This window comes from Citrobacter sp. XY323 (assembly GCF_025106035.1).
Lineage (GTDB): Bacteria > Pseudomonadota > Gammaproteobacteria > Enterobacterales > Enterobacteriaceae > Citrobacter > Citrobacter braakii.
This window is the reverse complement of sequence record NZ_JANYUK010000002.1, coordinates 242116-263734: the sequence shown is the minus strand read 5'-3', so window position 1 is coordinate 263734 and position 21619 is coordinate 242116. Positions and strand designations below refer to the sequence as shown.

Annotated in this window: 18 protein-coding genes; 9 read left to right on the top strand and 9 right to left on the bottom strand. The window is 50.6% G+C overall.

Features of this window, described 5'->3' with window-relative positions; genetic code table 11:
- Positions 1–49 precede the first annotated feature (49 nt).
- From znuC to roxA, 5 genes are all read left to right on the top strand, one after another.
- Positions 50–805: a zinc ABC transporter ATP-binding protein ZnuC gene (gene znuC, locus N0B36_RS04735; protein WP_016152761.1), complete on the top strand. Its 756-nt coding sequence runs from the start codon at positions 50–52 to the stop codon at positions 803–805.
- On the top strand, positions 802–1587 hold the full coding sequence (gene znuB, locus N0B36_RS04730) for a zinc ABC transporter permease subunit ZnuB (protein WP_259686139.1): 786 nt from the start codon (positions 802–804) through the stop codon (positions 1585–1587). Before znuC ends, znuB begins: the two co-directional genes overlap by 4 nt.
- Before the next feature lie 153 nt (positions 1588–1740).
- Positions 1741–2412: a two-component system response regulator PhoP gene (phoP, locus tag N0B36_RS04725; protein ID WP_046274776.1), complete on the top strand. Its 672-nt coding sequence runs from the start codon at positions 1741–1743 to the stop codon at positions 2410–2412.
- The gene (gene phoQ, locus N0B36_RS04720; RefSeq protein ID WP_153690508.1) at positions 2412–3875 is read left to right on the top strand and encodes a two-component system sensor histidine kinase PhoQ; all 1464 of its coding nucleotides are present in this window, start codon (positions 2412–2414) and stop codon (positions 3873–3875) included. Before phoP ends, phoQ begins: the two co-directional genes overlap by 1 nt.
- Before the next feature lie 92 nt (positions 3876–3967).
- Positions 3968–5089, top strand: coding sequence for a [50S ribosomal protein L16]-arginine 3-hydroxylase (gene roxA / locus N0B36_RS04715; RefSeq protein WP_016152697.1), 1122 nt, complete (start codon positions 3968–3970; stop codon positions 5087–5089).
- Between the two features lie 104 nt (positions 5090–5193).
- On the opposite strand, the gene pepT is transcribed toward roxA, so the two are convergent.
- Complete coding sequence (gene pepT / locus N0B36_RS04710; RefSeq protein WP_016152696.1) at positions 5194–6420, bottom strand: peptidase T; 1227 nt, start codon at positions 6418–6420, stop codon at positions 5194–5196.
- Positions 6421–6670: 250 nt separating this feature from the next.
- On the opposite strand from pepT, the gene potA reads away from it, so the two are divergent.
- The gene (gene potA / locus N0B36_RS04705) at positions 6671–7807 is read left to right on the top strand and encodes a spermidine/putrescine ABC transporter ATP-binding protein PotA (protein ID WP_016152695.1); all 1137 of its coding nucleotides are present in this window, start codon (positions 6671–6673) and stop codon (positions 7805–7807) included.
- Entirely contained in the window at positions 7791–8654 is an 864-nt protein-coding gene (gene potB, locus N0B36_RS04700) for a spermidine/putrescine ABC transporter permease PotB (RefSeq protein WP_016150058.1), read from the top strand. Before potA ends, potB begins: the two co-directional genes overlap by 17 nt.
- Positions 8655–9156: 502 nt before the next feature.
- On the opposite strand, the gene N0B36_RS24425 is transcribed toward potB, so the two are convergent.
- A complete protein-coding gene (locus N0B36_RS24425) occupies positions 9157–9333 on the bottom strand; it encodes a YnfU family zinc-binding protein (RefSeq protein WP_213083733.1) in 177 nt (58 codons plus the stop codon).
- Between the two features lie 153 nt (positions 9334–9486).
- Between N0B36_RS24425 and N0B36_RS04690 the strand changes: the two genes are divergently transcribed.
- Positions 9487–9720, top strand: coding sequence for a hypothetical protein (locus tag N0B36_RS04690; protein WP_029139493.1), 234 nt, complete (start codon positions 9487–9489; stop codon positions 9718–9720).
- 19 nt (positions 9721–9739) lie between these two features.
- Here N0B36_RS04690 and N0B36_RS04685 read toward each other — a convergent pair whose 3' ends face one another.
- Both N0B36_RS04685 and N0B36_RS04680 read right to left on the bottom strand, forming a co-directional pair.
- Positions 9740–18322 carry a GH36-type glycosyl hydrolase domain-containing protein gene (locus N0B36_RS04685; protein WP_259686138.1) on the bottom strand — a complete coding sequence of 2861 codons (8583 nt, stop codon included), beginning with the start codon at positions 18320–18322 and terminating at the stop codon, positions 9740–9742.
- Between the two features lie 156 nt (positions 18323–18478).
- A complete protein-coding gene (locus tag N0B36_RS04680) occupies positions 18479–18643 on the bottom strand; it encodes a YnfU family zinc-binding protein (RefSeq protein WP_175299807.1) in 165 nt (54 codons plus the stop codon).
- A 317-nt stretch (positions 18644–18960) separates the two neighbouring features.
- Here N0B36_RS04680 and N0B36_RS24420 point away from each other — a divergent pair, with 317 nt between their 5' ends.
- On the top strand, positions 18961–19077 hold the full coding sequence (locus N0B36_RS24420; RefSeq protein WP_350185928.1) for a YnaM/YnfT family protein: 117 nt from the start codon (positions 18961–18963) through the stop codon (positions 19075–19077).
- A 261-nt stretch (positions 19078–19338) separates the two neighbouring features.
- Here the strand turns inward: N0B36_RS24420 and N0B36_RS04675 are convergent, their stop codons facing one another.
- The 5 genes from N0B36_RS04675 to N0B36_RS04655 all read right to left on the bottom strand — a co-directional run bounded on the left by N0B36_RS04675 (position 19339) and on the right by N0B36_RS04655 (position 20925).
- Complete coding sequence (locus tag N0B36_RS04675; RefSeq protein ID WP_016152691.1) at positions 19339–19512, bottom strand: GnsA/GnsB family addiction module toxin; 174 nt, start codon at positions 19510–19512, stop codon at positions 19339–19341.
- A gap of 206 nt (positions 19513–19718) precedes the next feature.
- Entirely contained in the window at positions 19719–19949 is a 231-nt protein-coding gene (locus N0B36_RS04670; protein WP_019076503.1) for a hypothetical protein, read from the bottom strand.
- A 73-nt stretch (positions 19950–20022) separates the two neighbouring features.
- Positions 20023–20211, bottom strand: coding sequence for a cold-shock protein (locus tag N0B36_RS04665; RefSeq protein ID WP_094169075.1), 189 nt, complete (start codon positions 20209–20211; stop codon positions 20023–20025).
- 10 nt (positions 20212–20221) lie between these two features.
- Positions 20222–20434, bottom strand: coding sequence for a cold shock protein CspG (gene cspG, locus N0B36_RS04660; protein WP_259686137.1), 213 nt, complete (start codon positions 20432–20434; stop codon positions 20222–20224).
- A gap of 284 nt (positions 20435–20718) precedes the next feature.
- Positions 20719–20925: a DUF2514 family protein gene (locus N0B36_RS04655; protein ID WP_258040541.1), complete on the bottom strand. Its 207-nt coding sequence runs from the start codon at positions 20923–20925 to the stop codon at positions 20719–20721.
- Positions 20926–21619: the final 694 nt, after the last annotated feature.

Sequence of the window (21619 nt, the reverse complement as noted above, 5' to 3'; positions counted from 1 at the left end):
GAATTGTGATATTATAACATTCTATAACTTCTGCAAGACTAAAATTGATATGACGACTTTGGTTTCACTGGAAAATGTCTCGGTCTCTTATGGTCAACGCCGCGTCCTCTCTGACGTATCGCTTGAACTTCGACCCGGTAAAATATTGACGCTTCTCGGCCCAAATGGTGCCGGGAAATCTACGCTGGTGCGCGTTGTATTAGGGCTGGTAGAGGCTGATGAGGGGGTTATCAAGCGTAATGGTCGATTGCGGATTGGCTATGTGCCGCAAAAACTGTACCTCGATACGACGCTTCCGCTGACGGTAAGTCGGTTTATGCGCCTACGTCCCGGCACCAAAAAAGAAGATATCCTTCCGGCACTGAAGCGTGTTCAGGCCGGACATCTGATGAATGCGCCGATGCAAAAACTCTCTGGCGGGGAGACACAACGCGTCCTGTTGGCCCGTGCTTTATTGAATAAACCTCAGCTACTGGTGCTTGATGAGCCAACCCAGGGCGTGGATGTCAATGGGCAAGTCGCACTGTACGATCTTATCGACCAGTTGCGACGTGAACTGGATTGCGCCGTACTGATGGTTTCTCATGACCTGCATCTGGTGATGGCAAAAACCGATGAGGTACTGTGCCTGAACCATCATATTTGTTGTTCTGGTGCGCCGGAAGTGGTTTCCATGCACCCGGAATTCATCTCAATGTTCGGACAACGCGGTGCCGAACAACTCGGAATTTACCGTCATAATCATAATCACCGCCACGATTTACAGGGTCGTATCGTCTTACGCCGGGGAAATGGTCACTCATGATTGAATTGTTATTACCCGGTTGGTTAGCCGGGATCATGCTGGCCTGTGCCGCTGGCCCGCTCGGCTCGTTTGTGGTCTGGCGTCGAATGTCTTATTTCGGTGATACGCTGGCCCACGCTTCGCTACTGGGGGTCGCCTTTGGCCTGCTGCTGGATGTAAACCCTTTCTATGCGGTCATCGTCGTCACCTTGATGCTGGCAGGCGGTCTGGTATGGCTGGAAAAACGCCCCCACCTCGCGATCGATACTTTATTGGGCATTATGGCCCACAGTGCGCTGTCATTAGGGCTGGTTGTCGTCAGCCTGATGTCCAACATCCGAGTGGATCTGATGGCCTACCTGTTTGGTGATTTGCTCGCCGTGACGCCAGAAGATCTTATTTCCATCGCCATTGGGGTGGTTATCGTTCTGGCGATTTTGTTCTGGCAGTGGCGCAACCTGCTGTCGATGACCATCAGTCCGGATCTGGCATTTGTGGATGGCGTGAAGCTGCAACGCGTTAAGCTACTGCTGATGCTGGTCACAGCATTAACTATTGGCGTGGCGATGAAATTTGTCGGGGCGTTAATTATCACCTCGCTGCTTATTATCCCTGCGGCAACCGCCCGTCGCTTTGCCCGTACGCCAGAACAGATGGCAGGGGTTGCCGTTGGTGTGGGAATGATATCGGTTACAGGCGGGCTGACCTTCTCGGCCTTCTATGACACCCCGGCAGGTCCTTCCGTGGTGCTGTGTGCTGCGCTGCTGTTTATCTTCAGCATGATGAAAAAACAGGCGAGCTAATGCGTATTTTAGCCGGATGGAGGCTATTGCCTTATCCGGCTTTTTATTTCATGAGCGAAATGCTTCCCTTCCCGCGGTTTATTAAATGTTTATCCCCACAGCCACATAATCAGCGTTAAACTATTTATACCGTTATTTTAGGGAGAAACGATGATGCGCGTACTGGTTGTCGAGGATAATGCTTTATTACGCCACCACCTCAAGGTTCAGTTACAGGATTTAGGGCATCAGGTGGATGATGCAGAAGATGCGAAGGAAGCGGACTATTATCTGAATGAACATCTGCCGGATATCGCGATCGTTGATTTAGGACTCCCCGATGAAGACGGTTTGTCATTGATCCGCCGTTGGCGCAGCAATGAGGTTTCGTTGCCGATTCTGGTGTTAACCGCGCGTGAAGGCTGGCAAGACAAGGTGGAAGTACTCAGCGCCGGAGCCGACGATTACGTCACAAAACCGTTTCATATCGAAGAGGTGGCTGCACGCATGCAGGCACTGATGCGTCGCAACAGCGGTCTGGCATCGCAGATTATCTCTCTTCCTCCTTTCCAGGTGGACCTCTCTCGGCGCGAGTTATCCGTCAATGATGAAGTTATCAAGCTCACGGCGTTCGAATACACCATTATGGAAACACTTATCCGTAATAACGGCAAAGTGGTCAGTAAAGATTCGCTCATGTTACAGCTTTACCCGGATGCCGAGCTGCGTGAAAGCCACACCATTGATGTTCTGATGGGGCGTCTGCGTAAAAAAATACAGGCGCAATACCCGAATGATGTCATCACCACCGTGCGTGGCCAGGGATATCTTTTTGAACTGCGCTAATGAATAAATTATTGCGTCATTTTTTCCCGTTATCACTGCGGTTGCGCTTTTTACTGGCAACCGCGGGCGTGGTATTGGTGCTTTCGCTGGCCTACGGCATGGTTGCCCTGGTGGGTTACAGCGTCAGCTTTGATAAAACAACGTTCCGCCTGCTGCGGGGTGAAAGTAACCTTTTCTATACCCTGGCAAAATGGGAGAACGGCAAGATAAACGTCGAGCTGCCTGAGAATCTCGATATGCAAAGCCCAACAATGTCGCTAATCTATAACGAAGACGGTGAGTTGTTGTGGGCGCAGCGCAATGTTCCCTGGCTGACGCACAGTATCCAACCGGAATGGCTAAAAGCGAACGGTTTTCATGAGATTGAAGCCAATGTAGATGCCACCAGCACCTTACTGGGCGAAGATCATTCCGCTCAGCAGCAGCTAAAAGAAGTCAGGGAAGACGACGACGATGCCGAAATGACCCACTCGGTCGCCGTGAACGTCTACCCCGCCACTGCCAGAATGCCACAGTTGACCATTGTGGTTGTCGATACCATTCCTGTTGAGCTAAAGCGCTCGTATATGGTATGGAGTTGGTTTATTTATGTGCTGGTCGCCAATCTGTTGCTGGTCATTCCGCTGTTATGGGTAGCCGCCTGGTGGAGTCTGCGGCCTATTGAATCGCTGGCGCGTGAAGTCCGTGAGCTTGAGGAACATCATCGAGAGATGCTAAACCCCGCCACCACGCGCGAACTGACCAGCCTGGTCCGCAATCTTAATCGACTTTTAAAAAGCGAACGCGAGCGCTACGACAAATACCGTACGACGTTAACAGACCTCACCCACAGCCTGAAAACACCGCTGGCGGTATTACAGAGTACGCTCCGCTCGATGCGTAATGAAAAAATGAACGTGAGCGACGCGGAACCCATTATGCTGGAACAAATCAGCCGTATTTCCCAGCAGATTGGCTATTACCTGCATCGCGCCAGCATGCGTGGCAGCAGCGTGCTGCTTAGCCGCGAACTGCATCCGGTCGCGCCGTTGCTGGATAAACTCACCTCGGCGCTAAATAAGGTGTATCAGCGTAAAGGCGTCAACATAAATCTCGATATCTCACCCGAAATCAGTTTTGTGGGCGAACAGAACGATTTTGTCGAAGTGATGGGCAACGTGCTGGATAACGCATGTAAATATTGTCTGGAGTTTGTCGAGATTTCAGCGCATCTGTCCGAGGATCAGCTACACATTCTGGTTGAAGATGATGGTCCTGGTATTCCGCAAAGCAAACGGGAAGTGGTGTTTGACCGTGGACAGCGTGTCGATACGCTACGACCAGGGCAAGGCGTTGGACTGGCGGTGGCACGAGAAATCACCGAACAGTATGACGGGCAGATTATTGCAGGCGATAGCCTGCTGGGTGGCGCGCGCATGGAAGTTATTTTTGGCCGCCAGCAGCCGGGGCAGATAGACGAGTAATCGCCGCATGTAATAAATATGTACTGATTTCCCGCTTGCGGTTAAGTATCCGTTATAATCGGTTGCAGATACCAGCCTGCGGGATGCTCATTATGGAATACCAACTCACACTTAACTGGCCCGATTTTCTTGAACGCCACTGGCAGAAACGCCCGGTGGTCTTAAAACGCGGGTTTAACAACTTTATTGATCCACTCTCTCCTGACGAACTGGCTGGACTGGCAATGGAAAGCGAAGTCGACAGCCGACTCGTCAGCCACCAGGACGGTAAATGGCAGGTTAGCCACGGTCCGTTCGAAAGCTATGATCATCTCGGCGAGAACAACTGGTCGCTGCTGGTACAGGCGGTCAATCACTGGCATGAACCCACCGCCGCGCTGATGCGTCCGTTTCGCGAACTGCCGGACTGGCGGATTGACGATCTGATGATCTCCTTCTCCGTACCCGGTGGCGGCGTTGGCCCACATCTTGATCAGTACGATGTGTTTATCATTCAGGGAACCGGGCGACGTCGCTGGCGCGTGGGCGAAAAACTGCAGTTGAAGCAGCACTGCCCTCACCCGGACCTGCTGCAGGTCGCCCCGTTTGAAGCCATCATCGATGAAGAGCTGGAACCCGGCGATATCCTGTACATTCCACCAGGATTCCCGCACGAAGGCTATGCGCTGGAAAACGCCATGAACTATTCGGTCGGTTTCCGCGCGCCGAATACTCGCGAACTGATCAGCGGCTTCGCCGATTACGTTTTGCAACGTGAGCTGGGCAGCACGTATTACAGCGATCCTGACCTGCCGCCGCGCGATCATCCGGCTGACGTTCTGCCGCAGGAAATGGACAAGCTGCGTGAAATGATGCTTGGACTGATTAATCAGCCGGAACATTTCCAGCAGTGGTTTGGCGAGTTTATTTCTCAGTCTCGTCATGAGCTGGATATTGCTCCACCGGAGCCGCCGTATCAGCCAGACGAAATTTACGATGCCCTGAAGCAAGGGGATGTGTTAGTGCGTCTGGGCGGATTGCGCGTATTGCGCATCGGCGATGACGTCTACGCCAACGGTGAGAAAATTGATTCACCGCATCGCCCTGCCCTGGAAGCGCTTGCCAGCCATATTGTTCTGACGGCCGAGAACTTTGAGGATGCGCTGGAAGATCCGTCTTTCCTTGCCATGCTTGCCGCACTGGTAAACAGCGGATACTGGTTCTTCGAAGGATAATACGAACGGTGCCTGATGCGACGCTAGCGCGCCCTATCAGGCCTTCTGGAGTGAAATACTGTAGGCCGGATAAGCGAAGCGCTATCCGGCATCTATCGATAAATTTACTGCTGCTTTGCGGTTAACTCCGCAATACGTACAATCACCCGCACCGCTTTTTCCATTCCTTCCAGAGTTACAAACTCATGTTTACCATGATAGTTGTAGCCTCCGGTAAACAGATTCGGACACGGTAACCCCATAAACGACAGCTGCGCGCCGTCGGTACCGCCACGAATAGGTTTCAGCACCGGCTCAATATCGCAATCGCGCATCGCCTTCTGGGCGATATCCAGCACATGCGGATGCTCAATCACTTTTTCGCGCATATTGTAGTAGCTGTCTTCAATCACCAGTTCGATATAGCAATCCGGGTGTAACCCTTTACCGACCTTTTTGGCGATCTCCATGATCTTGCGTTTGCGCGCTTCAAACTGCTTGCGGTCAAAATCACGGATGATGTAGTGCATATCCGCCCGATCAACCGTCCCTTTCATGCTCGCCAGATGATAAAAGCCTTCGTAGCCTTCCGTCGTTTCCGGGCTTTCGTCTGCCGGAACCTCAGCATGAATACGAGCCGCCAGCGACAGCGCATTCACCATCACCCCTTTTGCGGTACCGGGATGGACATTGTTGCCGACAATTTTGATATTAACCGACGCGGCGTTGAAGTTTTCAAATTCCAGCTCTCCCACGCCACCGCCGTCAACGGTATAGGCCCACTGCGCATCAAATGCCGCAACGTCAAAATGCTTCGCCCCTTTACCAACCTCTTCGTCCGGCGTAAAGGCCACGCGGATATCACCGTGCGGAATATCTTTTTGGATGAGCACCGCCAGCGCGGTCATGATTTCCGCTACGCCTGCTTTATCATCCGCACCCAGCAGCGTTTTACCGTCTGTGGTGATCAGCGTCTGACCCAGAAGTTGATGCAGCACCGGGAACATCACCGGCGACAGAACTTCATCACCAATGCCTAACGCAATATCGCCGCCGCGATAGTTTTCAACGATTTGCGGATTAACGTTTTTACCGCTGAAATCCGGTGAGGTATCCACATGGGAAATAAAGCCGATCGCGGGAATATTGCCAGCAACGTTAGCGGGCAACGTGGCCATCAGCGTCCCCTTTTCGCTCAGTGAAATGTTAACCAGCCCCATCTCTTCGAGCTGTTGTTTGAGCAGTTGTAATAATTTCCACTGTCCTTCGGTGCTGGGTACCTGCCGCACGCCCGATTTTGATTGGGTGTCCAACGACACGTAGTGTAAAAAACGCTCAAGTAGTTTATCCATGCAGTCACCCTCACTTTTTGTGACAACATTATCAATAAGCAACAAAAGACAAATATTGCGTCAGGTCACTTTTATCCCCGCAAGTGAGAATATTTCGCCCTGACATCCCCTCTGACTATAGGGCTAAGTCAGTAATTCGCAACAAGGATTGGCGATTACCATGGTTTGCCGTAGAATAACGGCCCTCATTAAGAGTCATCAAGGTGGTTAACCACGAACCCCGCAGCGGTCAGCCATCCGTTGCGTTTACATGGGACAGAGTAAAAAATTGAATAAACAACCGCGTTCGCTTTCTCCACTGGTGCAATTAGCGGGAATTCGCAAAAGTTTCGATGGCAAAGAGGTGATTTCCAGCCTGGATTTGACCATCAATAATGGCGAGTTTCTCACGCTGCTTGGCCCCTCTGGCTGCGGTAAAACAACCGTTCTTCGCCTGATTGCCGGTCTGGAAACGGTTGATTCCGGTCATATCATGTTGGACAACCAGGACATCACTCACGTTCCTGCGGAAAACCGCTACGTGAACACCGTCTTCCAAAGCTATGCGTTATTTCCCCACATGACCGTTTTTGAGAATGTGGCCTTTGGCTTACGCATGCAAAAAACGCCCGCAGCCGACATTCCTCCCCGCGTTACCGAAGCTCTGCGCATGGTGCAGCTGGAAGAGTTCGCCCAGCGAAAACCGCATCAACTCTCCGGTGGACAGCAGCAGCGCGTGGCGATTGCCCGAGCGGTGGTCAATAAACCCCGTTTACTCCTGTTAGACGAATCTCTCTCTGCGCTGGACTACAAACTACGCAAGCAGATGCAGAACGAACTGAAAGCGCTGCAACGTAAGCTTGGTATCACCTTTGTCTTTGTCACTCACGATCAGGAAGAGGCGCTGACCATGTCAGACCGTATCGTGGTGATGCGCGATGGCAAGATTGAGCAGGACGGTACGCCGCGCGAAATCTACGAAGAGCCGAAAAATCTGTTCGTCGCTGGGTTTATCGGTGAGATCAATATGTTTAACGCGACGGTGATAGAACGTCTGGACGAACAGCGCGTTCGTGCTAACGTTGAAGGTCGTGAGTGCAATATTTATGTCAACTTCGCGGTGATTCCCGGACAGAAGCTGCACGTCCTGTTACGCCCTGAAGATCTGCGCGTTGATGAAATCAACGACGACAATCATATCGAAGGCCTGATCGGCTACGTGCGTGAACGCAACTACAAGGGCATGACGCTGGAGTCGGTTGTGGAACTGGAGAATGGCAAGATGGTGATGGTCAGTGAATTCTTCAACGAAGACGATCCTGACTTTGACCACTCTCTCGACCAGAAAATGGCGATTAACTGGGTAGAAAGCTGGGAGGTCGTACTGGCTGATGAAGAACACAAGTAAATTCCAGAGTGTGGTGATCGTCACCATTGTCGGTTGGCTTGTGTTATTTGTCTTTCTGCCCAACCTGATGATCATCGGCACCAGCTTTTTGACCCGCGACGACGCCAATTTCGTCAAAATGGTCTTTACGCTGGAAAACTATACACGCCTGCTCGATCCGCTCTATTTTGAGGTACTGGTTCACTCCCTCAATATGGCGCTGATTGCCACGCTCGCCTGTCTGGTGCTCGGCTATCCGTTTGCCTGGTTTTTGGTGAAACTGCCGGAAAAAGTGCGTCCATTGCTGCTGTTCCTGCTGATTGTTCCGTTCTGGACCAACTCGCTTATTCGCATCTACGGACTCAAAATATTCCTCAGTACCAAGGGCTACCTCAACGAATTTCTGTTGTGGCTCGGCGTTATCGATACCCCCATTCGCATCATGTTTACCCCCAGCGCGGTGATTATCGGCCTGGTGTACATCCTGCTGCCGTTTATGGTGATGCCGCTCTATTCCAGCATTGAAAAGCTCGATAAACCGCTGCTGGAAGCCGCGCGCGATTTGGGCGCCAGTAAACTTCAGACCTTCACCCGCATCATTATTCCGTTAACGATGCCGGGAATTATCGCCGGATGCCTGCTGGTTATGCTGCCCGCAATGGGGCTGTTTTACGTTTCCGACTTAATGGGCGGGGCGAAAAACCTGCTGATTGGCAACGTGATTAAAGTTCAGTTCCTGAACATCCGCGATTGGCCGTTCGGTGCTGCCACCAGCATTACGCTGACCATCGTCATGGGTCTGATGCTGCTGATCTACTGGCGCGCCTCCCGCTTGCTGAACAAGAAGGTTAGCGACATTGATAGTTAACCGATATTACTCAAAAAGTTAAAATGATCATGGCATGCTTTTTACCCTCAAGTAAACTGCATGCCAGGTCACGAACGGGGATAAGATTTGTAAAATCAGAAAGGAATTGTAAACCCGCAATATTATGCCGTCATGATACTCATGAATTTATTATCGATATTCAAGAAATTGTCTTCTGGATTCATCATCTTCAAGGTACTCAAATGAGAGAAGGCGAATTTTGGTAAGGTTATAAAACCACTCGCAATCGTTTCGTTGAATAATTTCGCCAGGCTTGAAACATATTCCGGATGCTTCCCGGATAATCGCATATTTACCATTATTAAACCTGGCCCTGTGGATACAGAAAGATTGGCCAACCTGCCCATGACAGCTGTTCGAAAGGATATGTCCTTCAATAAAAATAGATTTTTTAGATTTCATCATCATATCCTCTCAAACTACAGTACAGGAGCAATATTGTCATTTCCCAACATCACTCACGTTAGGTGGCAGAAGCCGATCAGCCGCCGATACACCAGCATTCTGATGGTCTGAACAACAGCCCGCAGGCAGGGCACTCCAGAACCGCATCTTTTCTTAGTTTACCTGCTTTCTGATCGGCTCTGTATGCGCATACCGGGCAGGCAACATGCACCGGTCTTTCTTTAAAGTGCCTGAGTCCTTTTGTATAAGACATAAATAATTCTCTGAGGAACACAGTAATTATTATACGCCTTAATATAAAAATAACTGGCTTAAGTTATGTTAATTTATGATTAAATCAGGATATCAGATATTGAAAATTAAACGTCTGATTTATGATATAATACCCTTCCGTGAGAAATTTATCATGAAATCAGAAGACACCCTTGACTGGTACCCGGCCCAGTTGCCACCAGTGAAAATTATTCTTGGCGAAGCCGTGCTGGCAGTGGGCAAACAGGGCCGACCTATTAATACCCGAACTTTGCTGGAATACCTTCAGGTCATGCAGGACAAGCAAAAAAAACGAGATGACAAAATCGCCATGCAGACAGCGATTGAGGTTCTCAGGGATAATCAGCGCATTAACGGCAGACGTTAATGCGCGTCCGGACTCAGTGTCAGTTCTGAATAATCTCAACCGTATGGTTTTGTCCATCATCCCGCAGCGGTATTCTGTCATCAGGGAGGAGAACACCATCCAGTGTAACGCGATATTCTCCATCGCCGCGTGAGACACTAATCTGATAATGTCTTTCACCATATTGATAAGTCATAGAAAAAGACGGCCAGCCATCCGGCAACCGGGCATGAACCGTAAGGTCAGCACCGGAACGTTTTATCCCCAGTAATTCCTCGGTAAGTAAACGCCAGGCCCAGCCTGATGAACCGGTATACCAGCTCCATCCGGCACGTCCGATATGGGGAGCAACGCTGTAGACATCAGCGCTCATGACATAAGGCTCGGCTTTATAGATCCCGACGGAGTTCACATTCAGAGTATGATTTATCGGGCTGAGCATGGACCAGAGTTGCCAGGCACGTTCGGCATTCCCCATTCGGGCAAATGCCATCACAGCCCAGATAGCGCCATGTGTATACTGCCCTCCGTTTTCCCGCACACCAGGCAGGTAGCCCTGTATGTAACCCGGATTTGGACCGTGCCCATCGAAAGGCGGCGTCAATAGTTTTATCAGTCCCCCCTCGCTATCCACAAGGTGCTTATCCAGCGCCTGCATGGCCTTTGCGCACCGTCCCGGGCTAGCGGCCCCGGACAATACTGACCAGCTCTGGGCAATCGCATCAATCCGGCAGTCCTGTGAGGCTTTCGACCCCAAGGGAGTACCATCGTCAAAATATCCACGCCGGTACCATTCACCATCCCAGGCGTGGGCTTCGAGATTGCTTTGCAGGCGTACAGCCTGTGAACGGCACATTGAGGCGACGCTTTCATCCAGCCTGCGATCAGCCAGCGCCGCAAACCGCTGCAAAATGTCGAACAGGAAGAAGCCCAGCCAGACGCTTTCACCCTTGCCGTCGATCCCCACCCGGTTCATGCCGTCATTCCAGTCACCCGCCCCCATCAGCGGCAGACCATGCTCCCCGAACTGTTGTCCATACTTAATGGCTTTGACGCAGTGTAACCAGAGTGTCTCTTCGGTACCGCTGATGACCGGCGTATCATAGGCAGACTCTTCACCAGGCTGAAGCGGACGTCCCTCCAGATAAGGAATACGTGTTTCCAGTACATCCATATCCCCCGTCGTTTCAACATAGTGGCAAACGGCAAGCGGAAGCCACAGATAGTCATCGGAACAGCGCGTGCGCACCCCGTTGCCGTGTGGCGGGTGCCACCAGTGCTGTACATCACCCTCAATAAATTGCCGTGATGCACACAGGATTATCTGTTCTCGCATCCGGTTCGGATCAGCATGGCTCAGCGCCAGCGTATCCTGCAGTTGATCGCGAAAACCAAATGCGCCGCCGGACTGGTAGTAACCGCTGCGAGCCATCAGGCGGCAGGCTACCGTCTGGTACAATAGCCAGCCATTCACCAGTAAATTTACCGATGTGTCGGGGGTGTTAACCACAATTTTATCGAGCACATTGTGCCAGTGGTTGTGAACCCGGTTCAGCTCCTGGCGGACCGTCTCCTCATTCATATAACGGGCAAGCGTCTCCTGAGCTCGAATATGATTCTCCTCTGCGCCGAGGATAAAAATAAACGTCCTCTGATCCCCATCAATTAATGTTACCGCCGATTGTACTGCCCCGCAGGGATCCAGACCGGCGCCCGTTTTACCAGAAAGCCTGCGTAGCTTCATGACCGACGGGGCGTGCAGAGAACCATTACGACCGATAAATTCCCGGCGGTCCCCGGTCAACGAACAGTCATTACCGCTGACGGCAAAAAAGGCAGTACGACCGCTACCGTTATCACCATAAAAATTGTTCGCCAGCACTCCGCAGCCGCCAGGCGGTCTGGCCGCATGTGTCACAATGTGAGGGGCTGAGCGAGTTCGTGTTCCTCCGAGCGTCCACTCCACATAGCCGGTGACGGAAAGTTTGCGTGTCCGACCCGAAGAGTTACTGAGCGTCAGGAGCGCTAGCTTAACCGGTGCCTCTTCGGCAACCAGGACCGTCAGCTCGCTGTCTATACCACTCTCTCGATGGGCAAACACGCTGTAACCGAAACCATGGCGGGTCAGGTAATCACCATGTCCGCGAACAGGTAAAGCCGTCGGTGACCAACACTCACCGCTCTCTTCATCGCGCAGATAAAACGCCTCGCCGCTGCGATCGCTCACCGGGTCGTTCTCCCACGGTGTCAACCGGTATTCATGTGCATTCTCATACCAGGAGTAGGCCTGTCCCGCCTCTGAAATCACAGTGCCAAAACGGGCATTTGCCAGTACGTTTGACCAGGGTGCCGGTGTCTGCGCATCTTCCCGCAGGACAATCTGATATTCCCGACCATCCTGAGAAAATCCACCGTACCCATTGAAATGGCATAACTGACTGATATCGGGACTCCAGTCCGTATGTTGATTACGCTCGCGTACAGCCCGTGGAATGAGTGCTCTGGCCTGAGGTTTAAGGGTGTGAGTACGCTGATTAAGCTGCTCATTAATACTGCCTGTGCGGTCATCAAGATAAAGACAGGCCACGCTCATCAAAAGCAACTTATCCTCAGCAGAGAGATGCTCGCCATTACGAACAAAAATACCGCCCGTTTTGTCCAGCAGGCTGGCTTCAGACCCGGCATAAATTAAGTCCATAATCTGATTTTGTAAGCCCTGCTGGTAGCCGCCGGGACTGTTATTCAGGATAACCAAATCAACATCCAGTCCTTTCTGTCTCCAGTAACGGTGCGCCTGAATCAGTGTGGTCACTGAAGCAATACTTTCCTCGCTGGTAATACTGAGAAGCACTATCGGCAGATCGCCAGAAATTGCCCAGCCCCACAGACCGGACTGACCACGCCGGTTGCGGCTGATCGCCTGGCCTTCGGCGCGCAGCTCCTGGACAGGGTAAAGCACCGCGCTGGCAAGACGATTAAACAAAGTGGCATCATCTTCACTGGCGTTCATCTGGCGTAACACCACCAGACTGTGAGACCAGGCCAGTTCAAAGACGCGATCAGCGATAGGGTAATCGCGGTATTTTTCCAGCAACGCCAGGCTCTGCTGGCGGGTCTCGCTGATGCCATAAATGATATCAATCGTGACCGGCTGCCCCGGCTGCAGAGTGATGGTGTGGCGTATTGCCAGGATCGGATCCAGCACTGACCCCGACGTGTTGCTGAGCGCCCCGCCTGCCTTTATTGCCTGGGCATCCGCAGGGTTTCTGCCACGACCAAGAAATTTTGCCCTGTCTGTTTCAAACGAAACGTTATGAAGGTTATCGCCATGCACCACCATCATGTGAAACAGGCAGGGACTCGCTTCACCCGGGGAACGCGGGCGCCGGTGGCAAAGAATAGCGTCACGCTCAGGATCCAGTTCCGTCTGAATAAACAGATTGCTAAATGCCGGGTGTGCCAGATCGCTGGCTTCAGGCGCCAGTACTACTTCGGCATAGGTTGTCAGTTCCAGAGAGCGGGGCTGGCGACCACGATGAATCAGTGTGAGCCGTCGCAACTCAATATCATCCTCCGGGGAGATCACAACCTGAGTTTTGACGCTGAGCCCATCGAAAGTGCGTCTGAATTCAGCACTCGCATCGGTGAATATCACTTCCTCGTCATGCCCGCTGGTGTGGGCTGTTGGTTGCCAGGTATTGCTCGACACATTCCCCGTCTGTATATCGCGGATATAGCAGAATGCTCCCCAGTTATCGCGGGTGGTATCACTGCGCCAGCGCGTAAGCGCAATATTATTCCAGCGACTGTAGCCGCCGCCGCCCGTGGTCAACATCAGATGATAATGGTTGTTGGACAGCAGTTGAATATCCGGGGCCGGCGTGTCCACGCCATAGAAAATACGGGGTTCATAGCGAACGGGTTTGACCCTGCCCTCATGAGATTCAAAATGACGGCGCGGACTGTACAGATCGACTGCATCCGGCACGCGTTCCTGTAACAGCAGGCTCGCAGACCGGAAGACCGTACTGGACATGAAGCGTTCAGTCATCGGGGCGTCAAGTAGCACATGAGCCAGCGCCTGAAACGCCATGCCCTGGTGATGCGCCATCCAGGACTGAACCACCGCATAGAGCTGACCGGTTGCGAGGCGTGAGGGAGTATAGTCCAGCGCTTCATAAAAACCGTATTCACCATGTGCGCCATTTTTTTGCAGCCTGATCAGGTTCTCACAGGCTTTCTGTGGCGAGACCATCAACGCCAGCAGTGTGGCGTAAGGGGCGACAACCATGTCATCAGCAAGCCCCCTGCGCAGGCCGAGACCCGGCACACCAAATGCCTGATATTGATAATTATGCTGAACATCAAAAGCATGATAACCAGACTCTGAAACGCCCCACGGTACTCCGCGTTCTTTCCCCCAATGAATCTGGCGCATAACCGCCGACTGACTCATTTCATCGAGCAGGCTGCCAGGCCAGGTGGGCATTACCAGATTCGGCATCAGGTATTCAAACATTGACCCGCTCCATGACATCAGGGCGGTTTCATTGTCAATGGTAGTGAACAGTCGTCCCAACGCGTACCAGCTTTTAAGAGGTAGCTGATTAGTGGCAATGGCAAGAAAGCTGGTCAGGCGGATTTCAGACGGCAGAAGATCGTAGTGGCTCTTGTCAGGCATATTCGTGTCACAGTTATAGCCAACACTGAGCAGACTGGTTGCTTCGCTGTACAGAAAGGCGAAATCCATCCGGGCATGCTCATCCAGCCGTTGTTCAAGTTCAGTGATAATATTGAGTCGCATCCGGGCCTGCTCCGTCGCTGACGCCGGGGGGGTTCCTACACCAGTAAATGTTGCGCGGGCAAGCTCGCACAAAGTCGGCAGCGTCTGTTCGTTCCAGGATGCAGGTAACCAGCCAAGCAGCAGCGACCACTCATGGCAAAGCTGAACCAGTTGATGCTCCAGATGTCCTGCCCAACGCATCTGAAGAGGAGATCCCTGATGGCATAGCGTGTTCAGGTGGTTGCACTGGGTGCGCATATTTATCAGCTCGCTGAAAAATGTCTGCGGAGAGAGCGACACCGCGCTCAGGCAGTGTTTTCGCAGCAACCGCAAGCTGTCAGGCGGGTTCTGACCCCACTGTTTTTCCAGAATATCCAGCGTATCGTTCAGTCCTGCCAGTATCTGTTGGCGGTTTAAAACTGGCTGATGACGCATGGCGGACAGCCCTGCACGCAGGGTCAACAAATGCCCTGCCATGTTGCCGCTGTCGACGCTTGAGATATAGCGTGGGCTGAGGGGGGCCAGCGTACGAGTGTCATACCAGTTGTAGAGATGGCCCCGGTAGTGCTCCATTTTATCCATTGTGTCGAGCGTGAGCGACACGCGCCGGAGCACTTCCCCGCCGGGCAGGTAGCCAAAGTCCCATGCCGTCAGGTTAGCCATGAGGGAAAGGCCAATATTGGTAGGAGAAGTTCGATGGGCCACCGTCGGCTGCGGTATTTCCTGGTAGTTATCAGGCGGAAGCCAGTTCTCTTTTTCTGTGGCAAAGGTTTCAAAAAACGCCCAGATTTCACGGCTTGTCTGGCGCAACAGCTGTTTTTGTTCCGGATTGGGCGAAAACACCTTACGCGCAGGCTGGCGACTCAGCCAGCTCATCAGCAGCGGAGCCACACACCATAACAAACCGGTCGGCAACGCAATCCCCAGCAGTTGTGGAGCAAATTGTCCGGTCAGTATTATCAGCATCACACCACATGCAACATTCAGCCACATCGCCTGATAAAAACGCGCGACAGTGGGTCCGGCCTGATTGCTGTCCTGGCTGTGGCTGACCCACTGGCTGAGGTGACGCCTGCTGATCCCCAATCGCCATAGCGTCACGGCGATCGCTTTTAGCGAATATCCGGCTTCGTGCGGCAGTATCGCAAAATTAAGGCCGATACCTGACAAACGCTTCAGCGCGCCCGCCCCTACCAGTAACAGATGCGGCTTCAGGCGGCGACGCAGAGGTTTATGCAGCAGGTCATGGGTGATGCAGAGGATGGTTGGCAACAGCCATATCAGCGACAGTACGCCCAGCCAGTAAACCGGATTAGGTACCCCGAGCAGGGTGAAGAACAGCAATACCAGTAATGAGGGGGCGACCAGACTGCGACGCAGATTATCGAGTAATTTCCAGTAAGAAAGCGCAGTCAGCGGATTCCTGGTCCGGGTTCCATCGGCTCTTCTGACACGTGGTTTCAGCCAGTTAAGCAGTTGCCAGTCACCCCGGATCCAGCGTGAACGGCGTGCAACATCCGACAGATAATTATTCGGGTACTGTTCATAGAGTAACACCTCACTGAGCAGACCCGAACGTGCATAGCATCCTTCGAGTAGATCATGGCTGAGAACCAGGTTTTCCGGGCAGGTGTTGGCCGTGGCCTGCATAAAAATGTCAACATCGTAAATCCCTTTGCCCACGAACGATCCTTCCCCAAAAAGATCCTGATAGATATCCGAAGACATCATCGAATAGGGATTATTGCCCGGTATGCTGCTGCGCATGGCGGCGTAACGTCCCTGGCCGTTGCGTGGTATCTCCTCCGCAAGACCGGGTTGTAAAATGCCAAATCCTTTGACAACCCTCTGGCGTACCGGATCATACTCTGGCGTATTCAGCGGATGCGCCATCGTCGCGACCAGTTTGTGCGCCGTATCGCGCGGCAGCACCGTATCACTGTCCAAGGTAATGACGTATTTAATGTGGCCCGGTAAAAGGTTAGCAGGCATGTCTGCAACGCTGACGAATTGTGTCCCCGGATGGCGCAACCAGCTGTTCAGTAACGCCAGCTTTCCCCGCTTGCGTTCATAGCCCATCCACGTTCCTTCAGCGGGGTTCCATTCAGGCTGGCGGTGTAGCAGGTAAAAACGCGGGCGGCTGGAGGGATAGCGGCGATTCAGCACCTGCGTATCGGCGATCGCCTGTCTGAGCAGCATCTGGCTTTCCGGCGAGGGTTCATTTACAGAATCAGCGAAATCAGTGAGCAGCGCAAACCTGAGATTTTCGTTTTCATTCCCCAGCCAGCAGACTTCAAGACTGGTGAGGAGTTGGCTGAAACTTGCGTGGCTGGTCAGCATGCAGGGGATGACTAACAGGGTGGCGCTGTCAGGGGGAATGCCGGTTGAGAAATCCATCCGCGGCAAGGGGCGAGGAACGCGAAAACGGGTGGTGGCGTCACTGAGTAGATCGCTCATCAACTGAGTTACAGCGATAATCAGAGGGAATATCACCGCGATCAACAGCCAGTCTGCGCCCTGCATGGCTGTTTCGTGCAAAATTGCCGCGGTCGTTGCGGTTGTCAACAACGCCAGGCTTCCAAGCCATGACAGCAGGGTTATTCTGTTGAAACTGTGCCGCAAGCGCATGAGCCTTGAGGTGTCTGCTAACAGATGAATTTCCAGCGCCTGCCGACCTTCGCCTGCGAGATAATAACCAACATGATGTTCCAGTGTATCGGGAGCACTGTTTCCTGAAAGCGTCAGCACCCTGTCAGCCACTTCAGGCTCGCTGAGACCACTGTCTCTGGCCAGGACCTCAACAACGTGCCGGTAATGATCCCGGGTATTGAAGTGCATCCGAGGATAGATACCGGCAGGATCATTGCGTAATGCCTGTTCGACGACACTTATCGTTTCGGCGAAATCAGCCCAATCCGTTTCACTCAGTAATCGCAGACCCGCGATACTGTTACTGACAGATAGCTGGCTGGCGGCAAGCTGTTGATTGAAATTATGTATGAGAACGTCGGTGGTGATCCCCTGTTCCCGAAGGCACTGATCAACCCAGGTCAGAGGTAACGACAGCGCATTGCCATGCCCCTGCAGGCGCCGCACCAGCTCTGCGACAAACGCACTGGTTAACGTAGGTCGGGAGCGTGCCATATCGGCAACCACCATGATTAAATCGCCAGGGGCATTCTCTGCACATCCGAAAATCTTTGTTATCCACATATCAGCCAGCGTTCTGTCCTGCTGCGCTTTGATCACTTCGATACTGATACGACGAAGATTTTCAATCAGCGCCAGGCGCAGCATTCCCGGTAACGCCCAGACTTCACCTAATGTCAGCGGGGTCACCTGTTGATAGGCGGTGAGATAGCTGGTCAGGCTGGCAGCATCCCAGCGCCCGTCACCGTGAGCAATGGCCTCTGATGCAATATTGTAAATTCGTGGGCAATTCAGCGGCGACATCAGCGACGGGAGACCTTTACCAAAGCTTTTCGGCAAGTGCTGACGGACAGTGCGGATTTGTTCCTCAATCAGATAATAATTGTCCAGCAACCACTCCCCGGCAGGCATGATGCTGGTCTTTTTACCCGCGTTAAGCTCATAACAACTTTGGGTAATGATGGTCTCATTCTCGCCGAGTCTTTTTAGAAGATAATAAGGATGTTTATCCGGCGATAATTTATGGGTCCGTGCGAGCTTCTGACCGTAGCGTTCCATCTGAGCGGTCGAAAAGAGTTCTGACTGCAGCGTGCTTTCACCGGCAGGATCGTTCGCCGAAAACGTTACGCTTTCGGTAGCATTCATCGGAATATGGGAGCGGTTAAACCACGCCCTGGGGTTCATTTTCATAGCATTGCTCTGATGCAGAGTTAGCATGCAGGAGCAGTTGCGAAATCAGTTCAGAAACGTTCTCTCAGGATGGGCGTAAGGCATCAGGGATTTAACAGCTGCCGGGATTTGACTTAAGTATAGAACACCGGGTTTAGGTGCAACTAAGTGTCAGGGTTATCGTGGTGAAACAAACAGTGTTTTACAGCCAGGGCACAGCATTGTCTGCTTAAGGCGAATTTTAGAAATAGATTGGGATGAACGTAAGCCGCAGGCCGGGCAGATGACAGTAGTCGTCGATACGCCGCCGAGGTACTTCATTGCGTAATCGATGAGAGACATGGTGATTACCCTTTCGATGAATGAGATTCACTGTACCACGTTTGGATAAAATTTAACCATTTAATTTATCGTCCTATTCTTTATCCAAAAGGGGGATATCACAGGGTAGATGACGACGTTTGCCAAGATAGATATTTGCAGCCACAGGGGCCGTTGAGACCGTTAATCAGCCACTCTTCGACACGGCTCCCTGCAGTCCGCTCTGGTATACAATGACCCGCTTCGATATTTTTCCGGGAAATACTATGATATTTACCCTGAACTTTTCCTTTATGTCTTAGTCTAATAATCAAATCCATCTGAAATGAAGAAAATTTATGATTACCAGCCTTTCATTGGTATTTACCGTCATTACCGCTCTGTGCATTATGTTGTTTGCTGCGGTAAAAGTAGGAGTTGGGTTATCTAACAATCCCGACCGAAATGATAATTAACCCATTCGCAGGCTACTACGTCACCCACTCCCCTCAATGTGATACCCACTGACCACGAAATATTCGACAAGTGCATTCCCTGCCCTGAGCCAGCAGTAGCCCGATAGCGCGGGCTGGCATCGGAAAGGCCCCATTAAAAAGTCAGGCCTTGTCTCTATGATTAAAAATGAAGGTTTTGACAACATCCAAATTTTTTGACAGCAATAAAAAAGCATTACCTTTTAAGATAATGCTTTTCATTCAAGCTGGGTATTTTAACAATTAGATCAATGTAATTTTAATATCATAGCTTTCAAGCCCAGTCATTTTTTCACGAGCAGTAAACTGGATGTCGGAAACTTCTTTGCCTGTCTTTTTTTTGAGTTCAACAATTTTTTTTGTAATGAATTCAGAAATATCCGCTTCAGTTTTTGTTTTTAACTCTTCGACGTTCATTATTTACCTCTCTTGATCTCTAACGTATCAACGCCAAGTATGTAACATTCCCCGTGGAGCACTTATAACAGCGCTGACATGTTTAAAAGATAGAATGGAAAGACTCAATAATCAAGAGGTTGCAGTACAATCTTCATACAAGAAAAGCGCAAAACATCTGCAAACCACTGGACTACTATCTTGGTCGGTAAAGAAACAATCAGATGTCACTTCAAAAGCTTCGATGCTGCCTCGAGAATCTCTTCGGAACTGACATCGCGATCAGAGGCAACATAAACTATTTTATGGTCTCCTGTCAGAGATGGAAATCCTGCTGACATCACGGACAGGTGTGCTTTTTCCCCATTGGGAAACTCACGCATTATCGAAGTAATTCCCTTCATTACGGATACAACAACTGCCGGTTCTGAGTTAAAAAAAACGATTACTTTTTTCATAATGATACCGTGATGGTTCGTACAGAGATGAACGGTTTAGCATACAAAAAAGGCTCCATAAGGAACCTGAACTTTATTTTCTAAAATCTAACGAAGTCTGACCAGAACGAATGTATAGCGCAACATTGTCAAATGTAATCATTCCCGATTTGCAAAAAATACATTTTGCTCCGAAAGGATTTTTTTCAGTAACATCAAAGCTCGACGTTCTGTACTGAGATCCGTGGCAACACGGGCATCTGAAGTGAATATGATGTGTAATAACAGTTACCTTATACAACCACGACATTAACTGCTGAGGGGCCTTTAGGTCCCTGTTCAACACTAAACTCAACTTCCTGATTCTCATTCAGTGTCTTGAAATCGTTACTCTGGATAGCATAAAAGTGGACAAACACATCTTTACTGCCATCTTTAGGGGTGATAAAACCAAAACCTTTTTCAGGATTGAACCATTTAACTAAGCCAGTCATTTTATTAGACATAATTATTACCTTTCTTGAGTAAGCACTTGGGCAGAATGGTCCGAAAAAAATCATCAGAGAGAAAAGCCAGCAAGGAAATCTCAACAGGAACAATAAATAAAATTAATACAGCACTTGCTTTAGATAAATTCGTTACAAACCAAGAATTCATTAACGCATGATTAACCAAACATAGCAAGATTTAGTTTTATAGGGAAATCGCACATGATTCTTATCATAAAAATGAATTTAAATAGCTTAAATCGAAAATTATGTCATGCTGCTTAAGACCTTTATCTATCACCCTAAGTTTTCAGGGATTTTGACTCACGGAAGAGTCGTATTTCCTCCATCTCAGCATAATATTTAGCTTCTACCACGAAATTTCCGAGCATATCAGAGAGGATTACAACGTCAGCTCCTGCTGTTTTGCTTTTGGCAGGAACGGCAAGATTTCCGGTGTGCTTTGCGGCATTCAGGCGGCGGGCAAGCTTTGTTGCATCGGTGCGCAGCCGGTAAAGAGTGACAGAAAGGATAGAAAAAGCCGCATATGGCTGCCTGGGTTATATTTATCAGTAGATTGATCGCGTCTTAATGCCCGGCTGACACTAAGCTCACCATAACAATGCAAGAATCCTATTGTTGGTGCAAACGCACCGTCATAGCGCATCACTGAAACAATATGAAACAATCAAACAATCAATGCCCATGCTTTTTTGTTTGTTGTTGACATTTAAATCTGCCATTAATTAGGAACTGAATCTGTGGAGGATATTTATGCTCAAACTTTTCCATTACCATTCTCAATACTGGATATTTCTCGCACTTGCACTTTCTGTTTACGTAGTTGCTTTTCGATAACACATGAATAGGTTGTGTACTGCTTCCATCTAATGTAGCCAGAACTTATATTTCATGAGCTTTGGTCCGGGCCTTAGCTCATCAAAGTGCATTGTTATTAATATAATGATACCGTTGCTGATATAAAGCCGTGCACAGACACCATCTGACCTGTTTTGCTTAGCCTTATAACAACCTGTAAAAGAAAACGTTTTATACATGCTAACCAGTATTTTGGAAGTCCACAACTTTTTAATATCTGTCAAAGTCAACATGTTGAATTTAAGTCAGGGGCCACTCAAGATGTGTAGAACCGCATACCACCATAATGGCAAATCCAAAGATAATGTGGGTATTAAAAATTAC

Excerpts from the sequence above, each read along its gene's own strand:
- phoP (WP_046274776.1), top strand. The coding sequence starts at position 1,741 with ATGCGCGTACTGGTTGTCGAGGATAATGCTTTATTACGCCACCACCTC.
- N0B36_RS04680 (WP_175299807.1), bottom strand. The coding sequence starts at position 18,643 with ATGTCTCTCATCGATTACGCAATGAAGTACCTCGGCGGCGTATCGACG.
- cspG (WP_259686137.1), bottom strand. The coding sequence starts at position 20,434 with ATGTCTAATAAAATGACTGGCTTAGTTAAATGGTTCAATCCTGAAAAA.
- znuC (WP_016152761.1), top strand. The coding sequence starts at position 50 with ATGACGACTTTGGTTTCACTGGAAAATGTCTCGGTCTCTTATGGTCAA.
- phoQ (WP_153690508.1), top strand. The coding sequence starts at position 2,412 with ATGAATAAATTATTGCGTCATTTTTTCCCGTTATCACTGCGGTTGCGC.
- potA (WP_016152695.1), top strand. The coding sequence starts at position 6,671 with ATGGGACAGAGTAAAAAATTGAATAAACAACCGCGTTCGCTTTCTCCA.
- N0B36_RS04675 (WP_016152691.1), bottom strand. The coding sequence starts at position 19,512 with ATGAACGTCGAAGAGTTAAAAACAAAAACTGAAGCGGATATTTCTGAA.
- N0B36_RS04685 (WP_259686138.1), bottom strand. The coding sequence starts at position 18,322 with ATGAAAATGAACCCCAGGGCGTGGTTTAACCGCTCCCATATTCCGATG.
- N0B36_RS24425 (WP_213083733.1), bottom strand. The coding sequence starts at position 9,333 with ATGTCTTATACAAAAGGACTCAGGCACTTTAAAGAAAGACCGGTGCAT.
- potB (WP_016150058.1), top strand. The coding sequence starts at position 7,791 with ATGAAGAACACAAGTAAATTCCAGAGTGTGGTGATCGTCACCATTGTC.
- N0B36_RS04690 (WP_029139493.1), top strand. The coding sequence starts at position 9,487 with ATGAAATCAGAAGACACCCTTGACTGGTACCCGGCCCAGTTGCCACCA.
- pepT (WP_016152696.1), bottom strand. The coding sequence starts at position 6,420 with ATGGATAAACTACTTGAGCGTTTTTTACACTACGTGTCGTTGGACACC.
- N0B36_RS24420 (WP_350185928.1), top strand. The coding sequence starts at position 18,961 with ATGATTACCAGCCTTTCATTGGTATTTACCGTCATTACCGCTCTGTGC.
- roxA (WP_016152697.1), top strand. The coding sequence starts at position 3,968 with ATGGAATACCAACTCACACTTAACTGGCCCGATTTTCTTGAACGCCAC.
- N0B36_RS04670 (WP_019076503.1), bottom strand. The coding sequence starts at position 19,949 with ATGAAAAAAGTAATCGTTTTTTTTAACTCAGAACCGGCAGTTGTTGTA.
- znuB (WP_259686139.1), top strand. The coding sequence starts at position 802 with ATGATTGAATTGTTATTACCCGGTTGGTTAGCCGGGATCATGCTGGCC.